The sequence below is a fragment of the Streptomyces sp. NPDC020681 genome (assembly GCF_044334895.1).
Lineage (GTDB): Bacteria > Actinomycetota > Actinomycetes > Streptomycetales > Streptomycetaceae > Streptomyces.
This window is the reverse complement of the sequence record NZ_JBIRTX010000034.1, coordinates 1-17,862: the sequence shown is the minus strand read 5'-3', so window position 1 is coordinate 17,862 and position 17,862 is coordinate 1. Positions and strand designations below refer to the sequence as shown.

Here is a 17,862-nt window from a genome sequence, read left to right as displayed (position 1 = left end):
GTCCACCCGCCCTTCGAAGCTGCTTTTGGGAGCAGCAGTGTCAGAAGTGATCGACGTGTTCATCGGGCCGACGCTCGATCCAGGTGAGCCGGTGCTCGCCGCGCCGGAGATTCGGGTGCGGCCGCCGGTGCAGCATGTTGATTTGTTCGATCCCGCAATCCGTGACGGTGACACCGTCGTCGTCATCGACGGCATGTATCACCAGGCGCCGTGCGGCACAAGGAAATCCTGGCACGCGGCGTAAGGGTGATCGGCGCAGGGAGTATCGGTGCCCTCCAGGCGGCCGAGCTGTATCCGCTTAGCATGGTCGGCGCGGGCTGCGTGTTCGAGGCTTACGTCCACGGCGACCTCGATGGCGACGACGAAGTAGTGGTAGGGCAGGAACCGGGTGAGGGCCAGCGGGGGTTGACATGGCCCCCGGGTGACCCTGCGCGAGGCTCCGCCTGGCTGAGGCCGAAGGCGTCGTCACCACTTCGGCAGCGGGTCAGATGCTGGAGGCGCTCCGGGCCGTCTACTACCCGCAGCGGACGACGCGGCCTCCGTGGTGGCCCTCGCCCGCCGCCGCCAGGCGCACGGCTTCGCAAGGTGGCTGTAGAAGCAGCGCGCCACAGTTCCGCACTTCGGTGACGTGAAGCGCCGAGACGCCCTGCACCTTGCACGCACCGCCCGTGGAATCCCCCGCCGCGAGCAGCCGACGCACAGTGGGACACCGGCCTTTCCGGCGGTGAGCGAAGCACATCGCTGTTCAGGAGATCGGCGGCGGCGCGTCCGCGACGTCCGACCGGCTCTCGTACCAACCTTGTTCGACCGGCGTTTCCCGCGGCGTGGGCCAGGCAGTTCGAGTACCTCCCGGCACCCCGACGATGGCAGCCCTGATCTACCGCTGGCCGAATGTGCCGCCCAGGCTGGCCGCGAATCACCTGCCGGCTTTCCTTGTCTTCCGCCCGCCGGTGAACCTGCACGACCCGGCCACAGTGGCCGGCTACTGCCAAACGAGCCAACCGCCATACTCGCCTCGTCGAGCCTCCTCAAGGCGCGAATCGTAGCTAACGTCGTACGGTCGGGTCACGCCCCTGCACGTGACAGGACACCGGGTCGCACGGCCCGCCCCGGCGAACAACCACCCAGATCAGATATGCTCCTAGACCAGCCTATGGTCGCAGGTCAGGAGTACTTCTCTCCCTTTTGATCAGCTGCTGGAAACCCCCTCGTGCGCGAGGCAAACCCGAGTCCGAGCCGACCCCAAAAACGGGGGCTCCTCTCGGTTACCGGCCCCGATAGGACGGGTCGCCGGGACGTGGCATGAGCGGCCCGCTAGGCCTGCTATGTGATTCCCGGGAGCGGCGGGACAGTGAGTCGATGACAACGGCGGCGAGCAGCACACCGCCGGTAATCATGGACTGGATAGCTCTCTGGACGCCCAGAAGAGCTACGCCCGAGGCGATTGACTGGATGACCAGCATGCCCAGTAGCGCGGACCAGGTCCTGCCACGCCCCCCAAAGAGGCTGGTACCTCCAATGACAGCCGCCGCGATGGCGTTCACCAACAGGTTGGCGGAACCCGATGACTGGCTCACCGAGGTGATCCGCGAGGCCAAGAACAGGCCGCCGATCGCGGCCATGGTCCCGGACACCACGAACACCGAGATGCGTATTCGCACCACGTTGACACCGGCGCGGCGGGTGGCTTCGATGCCGCCGCCGAGCGCGCCGACCTTCCGTCCGTAGAGCGTGTGCCGGAGGATGAGGTCCAAGCCGGCGATGACAACAAGGAAGATCAGGAGGGCGAGCGGCATCCCCTGGAACTGGTTGAGCACGTAGGCCGCGGTGAACGCGATCGCCGCCACCCCGCCCGTGCGCAGCCAGATATCGCCGAGTGGCCGGGACGGCATCCCGACCGCCTTGCGACGTCGCCTGCCCTGGTAGGAGGCGAGCAGGATCGCTCCCGCGACCAGCGCCGCCACCCCGTACGCAACAGCGTCATGGTTGAAGTAGGTGTTAGTCAGTGCGGCGACCAGACCCTTATCGTCGAGGCTGATTGTCGCGCTGGTCCCCAGGACGTAGAGCATGAGGCCGTTCCAGCCCAGCAGTCCCGCGAGGGTGACGACGAACGCGGGTACGCCGACCTTGGCGATGATGAATCCCTGGACGGCTCCGACTGCCGCACCGCAGAGCATGCCGACGATGACGGCCAGCCATTCGGGCATGCCGTACTGCACGTTGAGCACGGCGAACATCGTTGCCGCTAGGCCGCTGACGGCAGCGACGGACAGGTCGATCTCGCCGATGAGCAGCACAAAAATGATGCCGACGGCGATCAGACCGGTGCCTACGATGTCCACGCTGAGGTTGGACAGGTTGCGCGGCGAGAGGAAGGCGCTGTTGAGGCTTTCGAAGACCGCCCAGATCGCGACGAGGACGAGGACGACCGGGAGCCGGCCTGGCTCGCCGCTGCTGAGCCTGTGACCGTATGCGTCGACGCGGGCCTTGAGCCCCTGCGAGTGCCTCACAGTTCAGCCTTCCCGAGGTCCGGGGCGCGGGGCGTCACCGCGTCGCCTGTGGCGCCGGTGATGGAGGAAATGATCTGCTCTTGGAGTGTGGTGCCCACGTCGAAGAGGCCGTTGTTTCGCCCGAGGCGCAACACCGCGATCCGGTCTGCGACGGCCTTAATGTCGCCCATGTTGTGGCTGACGAGAAGCACTCCGAGCCCGCGGTCGCGCAGCTGCTCGACGAGGTCGAGTACCTGGGCTGTCTGCCGGACGCTAAGTGCGGCGGTGGGCTCGTCCAGGAGAAGCAACTTCGGCTCGCTGAGGAGGGACCGGGAAATCGCGACTGTTTGCCGCTCGCCCCCGGACAGGGAAGCAACACGGGCGCGCATGTTGGGGATCTGGATGGATACCGTGGTGCTCAGCAGGTCGCGGGCACGGCGTTCCATTTCCACCTCGTCGAGGATCCCGAACCTTCGCAGCTCACGGCCGAGGAAGAGGTTGCCGACGACGTCGAGGTTGTCGCACAAGGCAAGGTCCTGATAGACGGTCGCGATGCCCAGGGCCTGGGCATCGCGGGGGCGGCTGAGCTGCACACTCTGCCCCTCCCACTCGATGATGCCTTTGTCCGCGGGGTCGACGCCCGCAACCACCTTGACGAGGGTGGACTTACCAGCGCCGTTGTCGCCCATCAAGGCGACGACCTCACCGGCATGAATTTTCAGCTCGACGTCCGAGAGCGCCTGGACCGCGCCGTAGCGCTTCGAGACGCTACGCAGTGCCAGCAGCGGTGTAGCGGTCACGGGAACCAGCCCCTTCCTCAGCTCAATTGAGTAGTCCGGCCTTCTCGCATGCGGACGCGAACCTTGGAGTGCACAACTGGTCGATCGTGTACATGCCGTCTTTAATGACGGTGTCCTTGATGTTCTCGACGGTCACGGAAACCGGCGTGAGCAGGACAGCGGGGGTCTCTTGGCCACTGGAACTGTTGATCTCGTCCTTAGCGATGTCGTCGAGATTGTCGCCTCGCCCTAGGGCGAGGGCCAGCGCGGCAGCCGCGTCGGCCTCGGACTTGAAAGGCTTGTAGATGGTCATGTACTGGTCGCCCGTGATGATGCGCTGCAGTGCGGCGAGCTCGGCGTCCTGCCCCGTGACAGGGGGCAGCGGAGCGACGAGGCTGGCTTTGAGGGCGGAGATGACGCCGGCGGCGAGGCCGTCGTTGGCGGCGTAGACGCCGTCGATGTTGTTGGCACCGAGCGCCCCGATGGCTCCAGACACGTCGGCATACGCAGTCTCAGGGAGGTAGGCCTGTACGTCGTATGTCTTGCCGATCTTCACCTTGTTCTGGAGAACGGACAGCGCGCCCTGTTTGAACGACACTGCATTCGGGTCGGCGACGACATCGCCGTTCACCATGACGATCTGGCCACCGTCCGCCTTGTCGCCCATGCCCTTGAGGAGCTCCTCGCCCTGCAGCCTGCCGACCTCCTCACCGTCGAATGAGGCGTACGCGGAGATCGGCCCCTCCGCGAGTCGGTCGTAGGAAACAACCGGGATATCTGCGTCGTGCGCTCTGTCGACGGAGGAGCTGAGCGCCTTGGCGTCGACAGGGCCGAGAATCAGGACGTCGACATCCTTGGTGATCATGGAGTCCATCTGCTGCTGCTGGGTGGCCACGTCTCCCCGGGCGTTGCCGTAATCCATCGTGCAGGTGCTGCACAGCTCCTTGATCTTCTTCTCAATCAGAGGTCTGTCGAATTTGCCCCAGCGAGCTACGCGGCTGTCCGGGAGCAGGAGGCCGACCCTCACGCCGGGCTCCGCCCCGGCGCCTGTCTCACCAGGCTTGCCGCAGGCAACGAAGGTAATGGCCAAGAGCACCAAGGCCATGACGACGGCGACGCCATGCGGACGGGTTTTCCCTTGTAGCATCCGGTTCACCTTCTCATCCGTTCGGCGCGAGCGAATTCGCCCCGCGAGGCGGGTCGGCCCCATCAGAACTTCCCACCACGGGCCCGGCGCCTGTGCCGTGCGCCTCTCCTCTTGGCACGATGACCTCGCTCCACACCTGTTTGCCGCCGCTGACAGGGACCGAGCCCCAGCCCGCCGACATCGCCTCGACGAGGAGGATGCCGCGGCCCCCAGTGGACTCCCAGTCCACGATCACCGGCTTGGCAGGCGCACGCGGCGAGGAGTCGCTGACCGCGACCCGCAGCCGGTCCGCCGTAAGGGTGAGGTCGAGGCGCACCGGACCCTTGGTGTGCACCAGGGCGTTGGTGATCAGTTCGGAGACGACGAGCAGGACGACGTCGGCTACCTCCGCCACACCCCAGGAGCGCAGCGTGCGGGTGGTGAAGCGGCGGGCGTGCATGACGGCGTCGGGCAGGCGCCACACGGTCCAGCTGGCCCGTATCGGCCGCACCTTCATGCCGTCGTAGCGCAGGAGCAGCAGCGCCACGTCGTCGTCGCGACGACCGACGTCGTCGAGTAGCCCGTCGGCCACCCGACCCGGGTCCGACGGGTCGGCGGCGGACAGCACCTTGGACATCCGGCGCATGCCCTCCTCTAGATGGAGCGTCGCGGACTCCACCAGCCCGTCGGTCAGCAGGGTGAGGATCGAGCCGGGGGACAGCCCGACCGTGGTAATCGGGAAATCGGCACCCGCCACCACGCCCAGCGGCGGCCCGCCCTCGGCCAGCAACTCCTGCGTGCTGCCGTCCGGCTGGCGCAGCAGCGGCGGCACGTGGCCCGCGCGCACCAACCACGCGATGCCCTCCTCCATGTCCAGCTCGACGTAGCAGCAGGTGGCGAAGAGGTCGGTCTCCATGCCGACGAGGAGGCGGTTGGCGTGCGAGACGACCACGTCGGGCGGGTGGCCCTCTACCGCGTACGCCCTGATCGCCGTACGCATCTGGCCCATGATCGTCGCCGCCCCGGCGCTGTGTCCCTCCACGTCCCCAATGACCAGGGCGACCCGCCCCTCGGAGAGCGGAATGACGTCGTACCAATCGCCGCCCACCGCGAGCCCCACCAGCGCGGGCAGATAACGGGCGACCGCGACCCCACCGGCCAGCTTCGGGAGGCGGCGAGGCAGCAGGCTCCGTTGGAGCATCGTGGCGAGCTCGTGCTCGGCGTTGAGGACGTGCGCCCGCTTCAGCGCCAGTCCCACCAGGCTGGCGGTCGCGGTGAGCAGCGACCGTTCCTCGGGACCGAACTCGTGCGGTTCGTCCCAGCCGATCAGGCAGGCTCCGACCACCCGCCCGTCGGCCGGCATCGGCAGCACCGCGAGACCACCGGGGCCGAGACCGGAAAGACCGGGCTCCAGCTCGGCGCCGGCGGGCCACAGACTCACCCGGCCGTCGCGCAGCGTCGCCTCCAGCTTAGGCACGGTGCTGGTCGGCGCATCCGGCCACTCCGAGCGCCACTCAGCCCGCCAAGCCTCCGGCCAGGCACCGGGCTCCGACGGATCGAGCATGGTGAACACCAGCCGGTCCGCCTCCAGCTCGGCCAGCGCCACTCGGTCCGCGCACAGCAGATTGCGCAGCGCGGACACCACCGCGCGCCTGTCGTCCTGGATCGTCATGGCACTGGCGAGGGTGGCGGACAGCCGCTGCACCCGGGAGACCTCGTCGGCGACGGGCCGCAGCGACGAGGCGACGGCGACCACGCCCTGCAACCGCTCCGGCCGGTCGGCCGCGTGGCACGGCACCCGGCAACGCAGCCGCAGATAGCGCGGCTCGTCGGTGGGCAGCGGACGCGGAACTCCAGCTGCCGGCCGCCGGTCGTGATCTGAGTCGGGGCGACGATGGACATCAGCGCGGGCAGGTCGTCCGGCACGGTGTGCGCGAGCAGCGCTTCTACCCGGCCGTCGAAGTCCTCGGGGTCGACGAGTTCCGCGGAGCTGAGCCACAGCGGGCGGCCGCTACGGACGGAGTTGGCGGCGGGAAGCCGGCTCGATTTGAGGTAGCGCGCCGACAGCCCGTGCCCGGCCACGGGGTTCCCGACTATCTCCTCCAGCTGGAGCGCCGTACCTTCGTCGCCCAGCACATAGACAGCGGCCAAGGTCCAGCCAGCGAACACCGTGGCCGGCTCCGGCACAGCCTCACTCGCCCCGGCACACAGCGCACCAGCGCCGCCTGTCCCGGCTGCAGGCCGAGCGTGCGGCCTCCAGACGTCGACCCTGGCGTCGCCTTTGCTGAACCTGCTGTCAACCACCACTATCCCAATTGAGCATTCCCTAAGAAACGGGGCTAGGGAGGCTATTGGGACAATGCACGAAATTCCCACTAGTGAGGCAATGTCGGGCATTATGCTGCACGCCATCCACGGCACCCATGCCGTGCATGGACAAGAACTTCCGGATCCAGGCCCTGGATGGGTCCCAGCCAGTGCACGAGGTGATGGAGTGCCAGCCGTGATTGCGCACAGCCGGTTGTGCAGCTCGACGTCCCAAGCTCGGGTAGTCGACGTATTTGCGCTGGTGACAATGGGTTGTGGGCTTTCCTAGCTGGTCTAGGTAGCGGGTCGGCTTTGTGGATGAGTTCTTGGTGAGCCCATCGTTCGAGTTGTCGCCGCATGGTGGCCAGGGTGAATGTGGCCGAGGTGGCGGGCGAGGGCTCGCGGGTGCCAGTGGCGATTGGAGGCTGTGCGGAGGCGTTCCAGAACGCGTTGCCTGCGGCGGTGGTCCGGCGGGATGTATCGGTCGTCGTGCGAGGTGGTGGAGAGGCTTGGCTCGGGCTCGAGAATGGTGATGTCGAGGCTGGTAACAGTGCTGCTGTTGTCCGGGGCCGCCGTCGTTTTGGCCGGCGTGATAGCGGGAGATCGGCGACTTCACCTTTCGGCTGCTGACACGGTGCCGCCTCGGTGGGCGAAGCCCGGCCAGGGTCCGTTGGCGGGTCGGTTCCGGCCGGGACTCGGCGGCGTCCACCATGACCGTCCGCAAGCCTGGTAGAGCGGGGGCAGGGAGCACATCTCCTGCTCGATGCCGAAGGGGTCGTGCGAACGGAGCACCCGGCCCTGCAGGGAGGGTGTGCCGCAGCGCAAAATAGGCAGATTCGTGTTCCCACCGCTGGTGGTAGAAGGTGACCAGCACCGGGGCCGGGTAGCGGCGAGCGCTGGCGCAAGTGGTGCGGGACGAGTCGTAGCAGGCTTTGGACGCGGCATCGGGGTCGGCAAAGCCAGGACGGCCGCAGTGCACCTCCGCGTGGTCGACGCGCGCCGTCGTGGGCAGCCTTTCCAGCAGAGCCAGGCTCGCCAGCCCGTTGCAGGTCCTGCCGTCCTGCCAGCAAGCTGCCGGGCCGAAAGTCTCGCTGAAACCCTGGGTCTTGAGCACCGTGATGCCGACGGCCCCCAGCTGGGCATTGACCAGGACGGTGGTCGTACAAGTGGCCCCTGTTGAGCAGGCCGACGGGACACGGGCGGGGTCGGTGGGCCGCGCTTGCCAACACGGCGGTGAGTTCGTCGAGCGTACCGAGGCTTCCGGGCAGGGCAAGCAACGCATTGCCGAGTTCCAGGAAGCGGTCCAGCCGCGCGGCCATGCCCTCAACGGTTTCAGCATGGTGAGCCCGGGGTCGCTGATGCGCGGCGTGTTCAGGGCGCGCGGGATGACGCCTGTCACCGGGCGCTCCGGCGCCAGAGCGGCGTCGGCCAGAGCGCCCATCACGCCGAGCCGGGCGCGCCGAAGACGGTGTTCGCCGACGGCAGCCGCGGCCGACACATGGGCCGGATCGGTCGGTGCTGCGGCGCCGCAGAACACCACGACGCGGGGCATGCGGCCCGCATCCGCCAGGGGCATCTCGCACAGCTTGATGCTTTCTGTCAGGGCTTGGAGGGCGGGCCATGCTGCGGCCAGCGGCCAGCGCTGCTGGCGACCGCACGCGAGGTTTGCGGCTCGGATGAGGGCGGTAAGCCAGCCACGCCACAAGAGCCCTGCCGGGTCAGTGAGTTCTTTGGGTGTGAACCCGTTGAACTCGCACAGGTCGATGGCCTCCTCGTAGCCGAGGACACCGCTGGCGTGCTTTCGGGGCGAGGGGGTCGTCCCGCACATCGGCAGGCCTGTCCTGCAACGTGTGCACCTCGCCGCGGCAGGTGCCGCAGCCGCGCATCCGCTCCACCCGCTCCCCCACTGCCAGCTCGTATGCAGTCCAGCTCCGTTAGAAGTAGGCAGTGATGCGCAGATCCCTGCCGCTGCTCCAGCCGGGGCGGGACAGCAGCTCGTGCAGCGGCGACGTGGTTCGCCTTCGAGAATCAGGGCGCCTGCGCCGCCGTCGAGGATGTGGCCGCAGTTGCAACAGCAGCCGGTCGATGCCGGGAAGGGCTGCGAGCGGACTGTGCGGGGCGCTGACAACACCTGGGGCCGGATTAGGCCGTGTCCGTCACAGACATACGCCACTACGGAACCGCGACCGCACAAGCGCGGGACCGGCATCACCCCGGCTCACGAAACGGTCCGCATGGATCGACCACCACGGGCCACTGCCGATCGTCGAGGGCACCGTCATCCGCCTGACCGTCGAGAAGCTGCCCAGGGTGGGGTGAACCGGCCCGTCTGGCTGTGGTGGTCCGGCGCCGACGCCACCACCGCGGCCACACGCTGCTGGCAGTCGTTCCTGAGACGCTTCGACATCGAGCACACGTTCCGCCTGCTCAAGCAGACCCTCGGATGGAACCGGCACAGCCTGCGCAACTCGCAAGCAGCCGAACGCTGGACGTGGCTGGTCATCGCTGCATACACCCAACTCCGACTCGCACGACCCCTGGCCACCGACCTGCGGAGGACCTGGGAGAAGCCCGTCCCCCGAACAAGCTCACCCCGGAGCCCGGGTCCCCCGCGGGTTCAGGAACCTGCGCACGAAACTCGCCTCACCAGCCCGTGCACCCAAACCCACCCGGCCCGGACCCGGGCGCCCACCCGGATCGAAGAACCGGCAGCCCACCACGCGACATGACGTGGGACGCGTCCTCACCACCGGCCACCTTGTTGCCACCGGTCCGGGTGAGACCTACTGGTCAAGCGACAAGTTGATCTCGAGCAACGCGGTCGGCACTCGACGGCGCCCGTCTCAGGCAAGTCAACAGGTTGAAGACCAGCCTGGAAAGCCACCGGGCACCCGCCGAGGCGTCCTTCCCGGCATCCTCGATCCACGACAGGCCACCTTGGGTATCAGATACCGGCGCCTGCGCGGTATCGCCTATTTCAAGGGATGCGATTCGCCAGCGTGGCGAGAACCACGACCTCGCCTCGAGGCACATCCAACAGAGCCCCTGCCGAGCAACCCACCAGAACAATCGCCGCCCGGCTACCTTGCAAGAGCGGATCTGACCTGAGAGGGACAATCTCTCGTTGATAGGCCGGGCTTGGCCGTGAGGGCAGGAATGTCCTTGCCGATGCCGATCGATTCCACGGGAGCCCTGGGAGCGCAGGCTACTCATGGGAAATCTCAGATCTTCCGCAAGGACGCTCCCGGAGCATTGCTCGCGCGGCTGACGGTTGGCAGAGTTTCAATACTTCTTCCACCAGAATTCCTCGGAGGCTAGATGCCCGCCGGCCGTGCCTGCTATCTGCTGTGTCAGCGGCAGCAATTGCTCTCCCCCTGCTCGTCACCACCACCACAAGCTCCTCACCAGCCGAAGATGTCCGGGTCTACTCAGGGTCCGGGCATCCCCCTGCGAAGCAGGCGGTCGCCACTTGCAGCGGGGCGAGTCTCCAGTGTGAACCCCTATGCCTCGCAGGCAGGCATTGAGGTCCTTCGGCACGGTGGCAACGCGGTGGACGCAGCCGTGGCCAGTGCGGCCGCGCTCGGAGTAGTCGAGCCGTACTCCGCTGGGGTCGGAGGCGGTGGCTACTTCGTCTACTATGACTCCGCCAAAAGAGCGGGTGCACACAATCGACGGCCGTGAGACAGCCCCGGCCCGCATGCGCGCAACTCCTTCATCGACCCGTCCACTGGCAAGCCCATTCCGTTCCAGGAGGCAGTCAACTCCGGCCTCTCGGTGGGCGTACCGGGGACCCCGCGACCTGGCTCTGGACCACTGGGCACGGTCACGCTAGGGCAGGCACTGCGCCCGGCTACCCGAATTGCCGACACCGGGTTCATCGTCAACCGCGAATTCCGTGCGCAGACGGCGATGAACGAAGCACGTTTCCGCGACATCACATCGACCTCCAAACTGTTCCTGCCTCACGGCGAACTCCCTGTGGTCGGCTCCCGCTTCCGCAACCCAGATTTGGCCCGCACATACCGGGAGCTGTCCCGTAGGGAATAGACGCGCTCTACCACGGCTCCATCGGACGCGATGTGGTGTGCACCACAAGAAAACCGCCAGTGGCCCCACGCTCCAACCGGACCTTCTGGCCTGGACTCATGAAAGCAAGCGACCTCGCGGACTACGCCGTGGTGCGGCGGGACCCCACGCACACCACGTATCACGGTCTGGACGTCTATTCGATGGGGCCGTCATCCTCCGGGGGCACCGCTGTCGGTGAAGCGCTGAACATTCTGGAGAATTTCCACCTGTGGTCCGCCGACCGGGCGCAGGCCCTGCACCACTACGTGGAAGCAAGCCGAATCGCCTTCGCCGACCGCAACCGATGGGTGGGCGACCCCGCCTTCTCGAAGGTGCCCACGAGCGCGTTGTTGTCCAAGGAGTTCGCGAAGAATCGAGCCTGCCTGATCCGGTCCGAGGCGGCGCTCAGCAGCCCGCTGGCTCCGCCGGATCCACGTAGTTCGACAACATGCTGTTCCCGGGGGACCGGCAGCCAGCAGCCCTACGAGGGGCCGTTGACGACCCATCTGGTGACTGCCGACCGCTGGGGCAACGTACACGCTTCACAATCGAGCAGACCGGCGGGTCCGCCATCACTGTGCCCGGACGTGGCTTCTGCTCAACAATGAGCTCACAGACTTCAACTTCGCCCCCCTCACACCTGGGGTACCCGACCCTAATCTGCCGGCACCGGGAAAGCGGCCCCGCAGCAGCATGTCACCGACGATCGTGCTTCGGAATGAAAGGCCGATGATCGCAGTCGGTTCGCCGGGCGGTGTCACCATTGTCACCACGGTGCTCCAGACCCTGGTCAATCGTCTCGACCTCGGTATGACGCTGCCCGAATCGATCGCCGCGCCACGGATTTCGCAGCGCAACCGGAGCGCGACCGAAGCTGAACCAGCGTTCCTCAACTCGCCAGAGCGCGCCGCGCTGGAACGACTTGGCCAGCAATTCGTCCTGGCTCCGCAGACCTTCACCCCGTCCCCGGAGATCGGCGCGGTGGCTGCACTGGAGTTCCAGTGTGATGGCACGGTCACAGCGGTCGCCGAACCCGAACGGCGAGGGGGCGGCTCGGCGATGGTGGTACACGAGAAGCGCTGACGCCTATCGCATCCTGCATAGTGAGGTGGCTCCGGGTAGGTGTCCGGTCTTCGAACGGCTGGGATTGCCGTACCCGTAAGACTATGGTGCTGGATGCTGACCCGGCGTGCCGGCTCTTTCCTGCGGCTGGGCGGGATGCGCGGGCGGACCGTGGACAGGCGAAGGGAAGCCCCCGAGGCGTAACGTGACGTACACGCACGGGCTTTCGATCGCTCCGCGCCCGAGCACTTCGCAGGTCCGACGACCGCTCTACCCTGCAGGACCCGACCAGGTTCACCCGGAGGGTTCCGCGAACCGGTGACACATCGTCAGTGGCGTCTGCAAGGCATACGCACAGACGGACAGACAAGAAGCGACACCCGGAGGCGGGCTCCGCAGCGAGCTCCGCCTCCGGGTGTCGGCCCGCCGCCCGATGTGCGTCCGGAGTCGAGGGCAGGCGGTCCCGGCCGTAGGGGCAGCCGGGACGATGTGGTGTTCGGGGTCAGGCCTGGGTGGTCCGCAGCCGGGCCCAGTGAGTGGTGCCGCCCGGGTACAAACAGATGCCGTGGGCGGTGGCCAGGGCATCGACGATCTCCAGTCCGCGGTTATGCTCTGCGTCGGCCACGGAGGCGGTCCAGTCTCCCTCGCCGTCGGCGGGACCACCGTCACTGACACCCATCCACACCCGGCTCCCTGCCCGCTCACGGTGCAGATGGAGCGCAACCGGCGGCTGCGCGTGCTCCACGGCGTTGGTGACCAGCTCGGAAACCACCAGCAGCGCCGTTTCGGTCGCTCCCTCGCCCACGTGCCATTCGTCAAGGACCGCGGCAGTGATCTCACGGGCGGTGCAAACCGCCTGCGGACAGTGAGCCAGACGCCGCGTAACGTCATCGAGCGGCTTCCGGGGGGCCGGTATCCCCTTCGGCGCGCCGGGCTCCTGCGACGATCCCGCCGCATCGGCACCGGGCAGGTCCTCGACCGACACGCCATCGGCTGGCGGCGTGAGACGCCTTTCCGTTGCGTACATGACGCCGACCCTTCTTCGCTCCAAAGGCTTTCGATACCTTGAGCCTCTGCCTCCGACGCCCCCTCCACATCAGCGGGAATACCTACGTACCTACGTATTCCGCACTTCCGGGAAGAGGCGACTTACGGAGGAGCCCGCACCCCGGTCACGACTAACCGGCTACCGTCGACTGCCACAGCGCCTCCTCCGTCGGACAACCTGAGCCGCAGGCTGGCAGTCCGGCTACCAGCCGCGCGGAAAATCGTCATCTCTGGCGGGACGACCTCGCGGCTGCCGGGGTCACCCACGAACTACTGCTCGGCCGTTTCAGCGACGGTTCCCGATGAGCACCGGCACCGTGGACAGTCCCCTGCGGCAGAATCACCGGGATCGACACGCGGCTCGCCCGAAGCCGTGCGACGGAGTGCCTACCGACTGCACGCACGGGAGCATGCCGCGTCTGAAGCAGCCCACCTAACGGCCGCCTTTCAAGCCGTTGGTCCCCCTCCAGACCCCGGATATCCACCACGCGGGCCAGCCCGTCGCCTTCGTCGCCGCTCTGGTCTTGGAGGACAACCAGCTGCGGGACTGACGAGGTCGATCACGGCGAGCCCAGGGCGAGTTGGACATGAGCGAGGCCTTCCTCCCGCCCACCGGCCCAGACGACCCCAACACCCTCAAACGCGGCGACGTGATGGCGGCCAGCATGACCCAGGGGGACGCTAGACATGTCGTTTCAAACACGAGGCGGGCTGTCAAGACAGCCGCGAGCTCGTCGCCCTCGGGGTCGGGGGACGGTCCGCAAGTCCGGTCTGGACACCGCGATATCGGCCCACTGACACCGTGACGCAAGCCGCCGACCGTGCACGCCCCCGCCCGAGGGCCTGTTCCTCGCCGGGCCGATACGGTTCGGGCCGAGTGACTTCGCGAACCCTAATCGCAGTTGAACTCACTCCTGGACGTCCCCACGGGTTACGACGCTGTCCCGCGAGCTAGTGTCCTGAGTCGGCACGCCCTGAAAGTTCTTCGCGATATCTGTGCGGCGGGGCGCTAAGGGTTGTCCCGCAAATGATCGACGACTGTTCGCTGACCTGCCTGCTTCTTCGTCAGCCTGCGAGGGTGAGGTTGTGCAGACGGGCGATACCGAGCATGGCGTGGTGGACGCCGTCGCCCTTGAGGCGGCAGTCGCGGAGGATCTTCCAGGTCTTCATCCGGGCGAAGGCGTGCTCGACGCGTGCACGGACCTTGCGGTGGGAAGCGTTGTGTTCCTCTTTCCAGGCCGAGAGTTCGGCCTGGCCAGGCTCGCGGCGGTGCGGGATGACCAGACTGGTGCCGCGGTACCCACCGTCGGCGATCACCGTGGTCTTGCCGACCGCGTCCTTGGCACCAGAAAGCTCCCACGCCTCGCAGTCGTTCCGGTTTCCGGACACCGGCCGGCCGATGGCTACGACCAGCCGGGTGTCGGCGTCGATGACGACCTGGTGGTTGGTGGAGTACCGATAGTTCTTCGACTGCTCGGCGACTTTGTGGTCGCGGGTGGGCACCAGGGTTCCGTCCACGATGAGCACCGTGTCCTTTGCGAATCGCCTCCGCGACTTGAGTGCGAGCTTCGGGCCGAGGTCGTGGATGACTCGGTCGGCGGCGGACTTCGACACTCCGAACAGCGGCGCCAGTTGGCGCAGGGTGAGGTTGGTCCGCCAGTACGCGGTGACCAACAGCACCCGGTCTTCCAATGCAAGCTTCCAGGGTCGGCTCTGCCTGGGTGTATCGGCGCCCTCGTGGCGCAGGGCTGTCAGCAACCGGCCGAAGGTGCGTGGGCTCAGCCCGGTGAACGGGGCTATCCAGGACGCTTCCGACGCCGTGATCACACCAGCCATGATCAAGATCATCCCACTGCAAGATCACGTAGGTGAGGGGTACCGGCCGGTGTTGGCCTTTTCATTCATCACACGCGGTGACCGCCGGAGGTCGGGAGTTCAGGCGACCGATGCCCTGAAGGGATCGGTGGGGATGATCTCTGCCTCGTCGAAGAGCTGCTCCAACGCCTCGTGTCCGTGACGCCTGCGGAACTCGATTTCGGCGGTGGTCACCGGCAGGGTCCACAGGATGCGGGCATGTCCCCCGGGCAGCGGGCAGTGTTCGAGGTCGGGGCCGTGGAGATAGGGCAGGCTGATCTGCAGGTGGTCGCAGGTCGAACCCGGCACCCACGGTTCGCCTATCGGCATGCTGTGCTCCAGGTCGAGTTGGTGCACTCCGCAGTCGTAGTAGGCAATCATCGCCATGAGTTCAATGAACCGGTGGTCGCGGACGTGCGCGGTCATGACGAACTCAAGTCCATGACCGTGCTTTTCCATCGCAGCCCAGCACCCGGCGGTCACATAGGCCCAGCTGTCGCTGCGTGGGCCGGGCCCTACAACGAGAACCCGCAGATCGGGCACTACCTCTCGCCGTTCTGGCCCGAGGTCGTAGTCGACGGCCTCCACGGTATGCCCCATGAAGAACGCCCGGACGTGTGACTCAACGGCCTCCGCGGCCAGCAGCCTTGCATCACTCACCGTGCGATCATCCCAGACCGCGATCGACCGCCCCTGACCGCTTACACAGCGTCATGGAGTTGCGGGCCTCAGCCGCGAAACGCGATACCTCAGGTGCGACCGCACCAGTGTCACACCCGTAACGGGACAGCCCTTAAAGCGTGTTGCAGAAGGCTGTGATCAGGGCATTTCACTTGTATGCGTGGGGTGTTGAGGGCTGAGCCGGTGTGGGTGGAGACGTTCACTGGACTGCGGATGCGGCAGTTCGAGCGGCTGCTGAAGGTGGTGCGCGAGAGGGGCGGGAACGGTCCCGGTGGCGGGCGGCCGTGGTGCCTGCCGCTGGCCGACCGGGTGCTGGTGGTGGCCGTCTACTACCGCACGAACCTCACCATGCGGCAGCTCGCGCCGCTGTTCGGCGTCTCGCCCGCGACGGTGTGCCGGGTCATCCAGCGGCTGCGACCTCTGCTGGCCATCGAACCTGCCCGTCGGCCTGCCGACGCCGTGGACCGGCTGTGGATCGTGGACGGCACGCTGATCCCGGTCCGCGACCGCAAAGTCGCAGCCTCCTCCCGCAACTACCGCTTCTCGGCAAACGTGCAGATCATCATCGACGCCGACACGAAACTCGTGGTCGCCGCGGCCCGGCCGGCCCCGGGCAACAAGGCCGACGCGCAGGTCTGGCGCAACTCCGGCCTCGCCCCGTACTGCGAAGGAGTCACCGTGCTGGGCGACGGTGCCTACATCAACACCGGCCTCGTCGTCCCGCACCGCAAACGCCCCGGCCGGGACCTTTTGGCCGCCGAGGAAGAAGACAACGCCCAGCACCGCAGGGTCCGCGCCCGCGTCGAGCACGCCTTCGCGCGCATGAAGCACTACAAGATCCTCCGCGACTGCCGACAGCGCGGCAACGGTCTCCACCACGCGGTCCAGGCCGTGGCCCACATGCACAACCTCGCCCTCGCCACATGAACGGAACCACCCCACAGACGGCCCTGACCTGCCTGATCACAGCCTTCTGCAACACGCTTTAGAACGAAATTGCCGACAACAAAGAGTCCTCCATCCCCAGTGCGCTCGGATGCGCGAATCCTACGAAGGCCCCATTCGGACAGAAGGTTGAGCCCCAGCGGAAGGGCCACGAAGACTGCAACACCCAGGATGACAACGAGCGCCACGAACCACCCACCTTTCGCGTCGGGTAGTTGCAGGGCGACGACGACCGTGGCCACTACGGTGAACAGCAGGACGCCCGCACCCCACCACCGCAAAGCGGCTCCGGAATTCCTCCCTCGACACCACTCGGCGAACCAGCCCAGACCGAGTAGCAACAGGACCAGGCCGATGAGCGGCAGGGCGTCCCATTTGTAGTCCGTGAAGAGGTAGACGCTCAGTACGCCCAGCCCGGCGATGACAAGTGCGAGCGCAGCGAAGCGCAGCCACCCCGGTGTGCCTCCTCCCTCGTCGTGACCCAGTGTCAGTTGCTGCAGGACGAAGGTTGCACTGCACGCGGCGAACAAGGCCAGCGCCAGGTACAGCTCCCAACGCTGATGCAGCCCCCAACTCGACATGACGACGAACATGATGGTGCCCGCAGCGAAGAGACCCCGGGAGCCCCAGTAGGTCAGTTTGGGGTGCTGTTTGAACCATCCATCAACTTGCGGAGCACTCGCGCTATTCATGCCCCTCGGACTCCTAACCGCATGCGACAGCAAGGTGCCGTGGCTGTCTGGAGGCTTTCGTCAGTCGGGTGGACTGTGTGAGGGGCTCGCCGGGTGGGCCCGCTATTCACGCGTCCGGCGGTGTGATCACGGCACGCTTCGACTCACGTGGCGGGCTCTTGGGCCCGGGCCGAGCACTCGGAGTGGGAGGCTCCGTTGAAGGCGGTCGACGAAAGCGGTAACCCCGGGTGGCCGACGGACTGGCAGCGGCCCTACGCCGCGCTGCGTGAGCTGGAGCGTGACGAGGGCCGGGCGGAGGTCCTGCTCTCGCGAATCCTGTCCAGGAGGGCGTGCCAGATCTCCGGCTTGCGCTGCTTCGCCGGTCACGGGCCGACATCCTTCCCGTGGACCGTGAACCCCCAGCGGGCGGTGGAGTGATGTCCCGTGTGGGCGGGCTCAAAGAGCGTTTTGTCCAGGTGGGGGTGTTTGGTAAGGGGGCTGTCTGACCTGCCGGGAAGGCTGTGTGACCGCCGGTGGGGCCGGGCGGTTCAATGTGGGGATGAACAATTCTCTGTGGGGTCGGCTCTCGGCCGGGGACCAGCGGGAGGTGGACCAACTGGTCACTGCGGGTCGCCACATTCAGGCCATCGCGCTGATGCGTGAGCGCGCTGGCCTGCCGCGGCCAGATCTCCATGACTGCGTTGACCTCCTGGAACAACGCTCCAATGTCCTGCGGGGCTAGTGTCCTGAGTCGTGATTTCGCTGCGAAAGTAGTGGGTGGTTCGGCATTCTGGGTGGATGGCGAGGACGGGACGGCCGAAGGCCGAGTTGGT

General features: G+C 66.9%; 14 protein-coding genes and 3 pseudogenes. 8 read left to right on the top strand and 9 right to left on the bottom strand.

Annotation, left to right across the window (positions count from 1 at the left end):
• Positions 1-37: 37 nt before the first annotated feature.
• Positions 38-244 carry a hypothetical protein gene (locus tag ACH4YL_RS38410; protein ID WP_398512171.1) on the top strand — a complete coding sequence of 69 codons (207 nt, stop codon included), beginning with the start codon at positions 38-40 and terminating at the stop codon, positions 242-244.
• Positions 211-627, top strand: coding sequence for a TfuA-like protein (locus tag ACH4YL_RS38405; protein WP_398512170.1), 417 nt, complete (start codon positions 211-213; stop codon positions 625-627). The genes ACH4YL_RS38410 and ACH4YL_RS38405 overlap by 34 nt, the downstream gene beginning before the upstream one ends.
• 638 nt (positions 628-1,265) lie before the next feature.
• Here ACH4YL_RS38405 and ACH4YL_RS38400 read toward each other — a convergent pair.
• The 5 genes and pseudogenes from ACH4YL_RS38400 to ACH4YL_RS38380 all read right to left on the bottom strand — a co-directional run bounded on the left by ACH4YL_RS38400 (position 1,266) and on the right by ACH4YL_RS38380 (position 8,323).
• Positions 1,266-2,510, bottom strand: coding sequence for a sugar ABC transporter permease (locus ACH4YL_RS38400; RefSeq protein ID WP_398512169.1), 1,245 nt, complete (start codon positions 2,508-2,510; stop codon positions 1,266-1,268).
• Positions 2,507-3,298 (bottom strand): ATP-binding cassette domain-containing protein, encoded by a 792-nt coding sequence (locus ACH4YL_RS38395; RefSeq protein WP_398512178.1) that lies wholly within the window; start codon positions 3,296-3,298, stop codon positions 2,507-2,509. Before ACH4YL_RS38395 ends, ACH4YL_RS38400 begins: the two co-directional genes overlap by 4 nt.
• Positions 3,299-3,311: 13 nt before the next feature.
• Positions 3,312-4,415: a sugar ABC transporter substrate-binding protein gene (locus tag ACH4YL_RS38390; protein WP_398512177.1), complete on the bottom strand. Its 1,104-nt coding sequence runs from the start codon at positions 4,413-4,415 to the stop codon at positions 3,312-3,314.
• A 13-nt stretch (positions 4,416-4,428) separates the two neighbouring features.
• Positions 4,429-6,605, bottom strand: a pseudogene (locus ACH4YL_RS38385) (SpoIIE family protein phosphatase).
• Between the two features lie 185 nt (positions 6,606-6,790).
• Positions 6,791-8,323: an LOG family protein gene (locus ACH4YL_RS38380; RefSeq protein ID WP_398512176.1), complete on the bottom strand. Its 1,533-nt coding sequence runs from the start codon at positions 8,321-8,323 to the stop codon at positions 6,791-6,793.
• A gap of 533 nt (positions 8,324-8,856) precedes the next feature.
• On the opposite strand from ACH4YL_RS38380, the pseudogene ACH4YL_RS38375 reads away from it, so the two are divergent.
• The 4 genes and pseudogenes from ACH4YL_RS38375 to ACH4YL_RS38360 form a co-directional block, all read left to right on the top strand.
• A pseudogene (locus ACH4YL_RS38375) lies at positions 8,857-9,507 on the top strand (transposase); the annotation flags it as partial.
• 512 nt (positions 9,508-10,019) lie between these two features.
• Positions 10,020-10,748: pseudogene (locus ACH4YL_RS38370) on the top strand (gamma-glutamyltransferase).
• A gap of 32 nt (positions 10,749-10,780) precedes the next feature.
• Positions 10,781-11,377: a gamma-glutamyltransferase gene (locus tag ACH4YL_RS38365; RefSeq protein ID WP_398512168.1), complete on the top strand. Its 597-nt coding sequence runs from the start codon at positions 10,781-10,783 to the stop codon at positions 11,375-11,377.
• Positions 11,283-11,852 carry a gamma-glutamyltransferase gene (locus tag ACH4YL_RS38360; RefSeq protein WP_398512175.1) on the top strand — a complete coding sequence of 190 codons (570 nt, stop codon included), beginning with the start codon at positions 11,283-11,285 and terminating at the stop codon, positions 11,850-11,852. Before ACH4YL_RS38365 ends, ACH4YL_RS38360 begins: the two co-directional genes overlap by 95 nt.
• A gap of 481 nt (positions 11,853-12,333) precedes the next feature.
• Here the strand turns inward: ACH4YL_RS38360 and ACH4YL_RS38355 are convergent, their stop codons facing one another.
• From ACH4YL_RS38355 to ACH4YL_RS38345, 3 genes are all read right to left on the bottom strand, one after another.
• Entirely contained in the window at positions 12,334-12,858 is a 525-nt protein-coding gene (locus ACH4YL_RS38355; RefSeq protein WP_398512167.1) for an ATP-binding protein, read from the bottom strand.
• Positions 12,859-13,943: 1,085 nt separating this feature from the next.
• Positions 13,944-14,714, bottom strand: coding sequence for a transposase (locus ACH4YL_RS38350; protein WP_398512166.1), 771 nt, complete (start codon positions 14,712-14,714; stop codon positions 13,944-13,946).
• A gap of 99 nt (positions 14,715-14,813) precedes the next feature.
• The gene (locus ACH4YL_RS38345) at positions 14,814-15,392 is read right to left on the bottom strand and encodes a suppressor of fused domain protein (RefSeq protein ID WP_398512165.1); all 579 of its coding nucleotides are present in this window, start codon (positions 15,390-15,392) and stop codon (positions 14,814-14,816) included.
• Positions 15,393-15,569: 177 nt separating this feature from the next.
• Here ACH4YL_RS38345 and ACH4YL_RS38340 point away from each other — a divergent pair, with 177 nt between their 5' ends.
• Positions 15,570-16,340, top strand: a complete 771-nt coding sequence (locus tag ACH4YL_RS38340; RefSeq protein ID WP_398512164.1) for a transposase family protein — start codon at positions 15,570-15,572, stop codon at positions 16,338-16,340.
• On the opposite strand, the gene ACH4YL_RS38335 is transcribed toward ACH4YL_RS38340, so the two are convergent.
• On the bottom strand, positions 16,244-17,050 hold the full coding sequence (locus ACH4YL_RS38335) for a hypothetical protein (protein WP_398512163.1): 807 nt from the start codon (positions 17,048-17,050) through the stop codon (positions 16,244-16,246). The two genes, ACH4YL_RS38340 and ACH4YL_RS38335, sit on opposite strands and share 97 nt — an antisense overlap.
• A gap of 147 nt (positions 17,051-17,197) precedes the next feature.
• Here ACH4YL_RS38335 and ACH4YL_RS38330 point away from each other — a divergent pair, with 147 nt between their 5' ends.
• The gene (locus tag ACH4YL_RS38330; protein WP_398512162.1) at positions 17,198-17,467 is read left to right on the top strand and encodes a hypothetical protein; all 270 of its coding nucleotides are present in this window, start codon (positions 17,198-17,200) and stop codon (positions 17,465-17,467) included.
• Positions 17,468-17,862: the final 395 nt, after the last annotated feature.

Excerpts from the sequence above, each read along its gene's own strand:
- ACH4YL_RS38350 (WP_398512166.1), bottom strand. The coding sequence starts at position 14,714 with ATGGCTGGTGTGATCACGGCGTCGGAAGCGTCCTGGATAGCCCCGTTC.
- ACH4YL_RS38390 (WP_398512177.1), bottom strand. The coding sequence starts at position 4,415 with ATGCTACAAGGGAAAACCCGTCCGCATGGCGTCGCCGTCGTCATGGCC.
- ACH4YL_RS38340 (WP_398512164.1), top strand. The coding sequence starts at position 15,570 with ATGCGTGGGGTGTTGAGGGCTGAGCCGGTGTGGGTGGAGACGTTCACT.
- ACH4YL_RS38335 (WP_398512163.1), bottom strand. The coding sequence starts at position 17,050 with ATGAATAGCGCGAGTGCTCCGCAAGTTGATGGATGGTTCAAACAGCAC.
- ACH4YL_RS38355 (WP_398512167.1), bottom strand. The coding sequence starts at position 12,858 with ATGTACGCAACGGAAAGGCGTCTCACGCCGCCAGCCGATGGCGTGTCG.
- ACH4YL_RS38380 (WP_398512176.1), bottom strand. The coding sequence starts at position 8,323 with ATGGCCCGCCCTCCAAGCCCTGACAGAAAGCATCAAGCTGTGCGAGAT.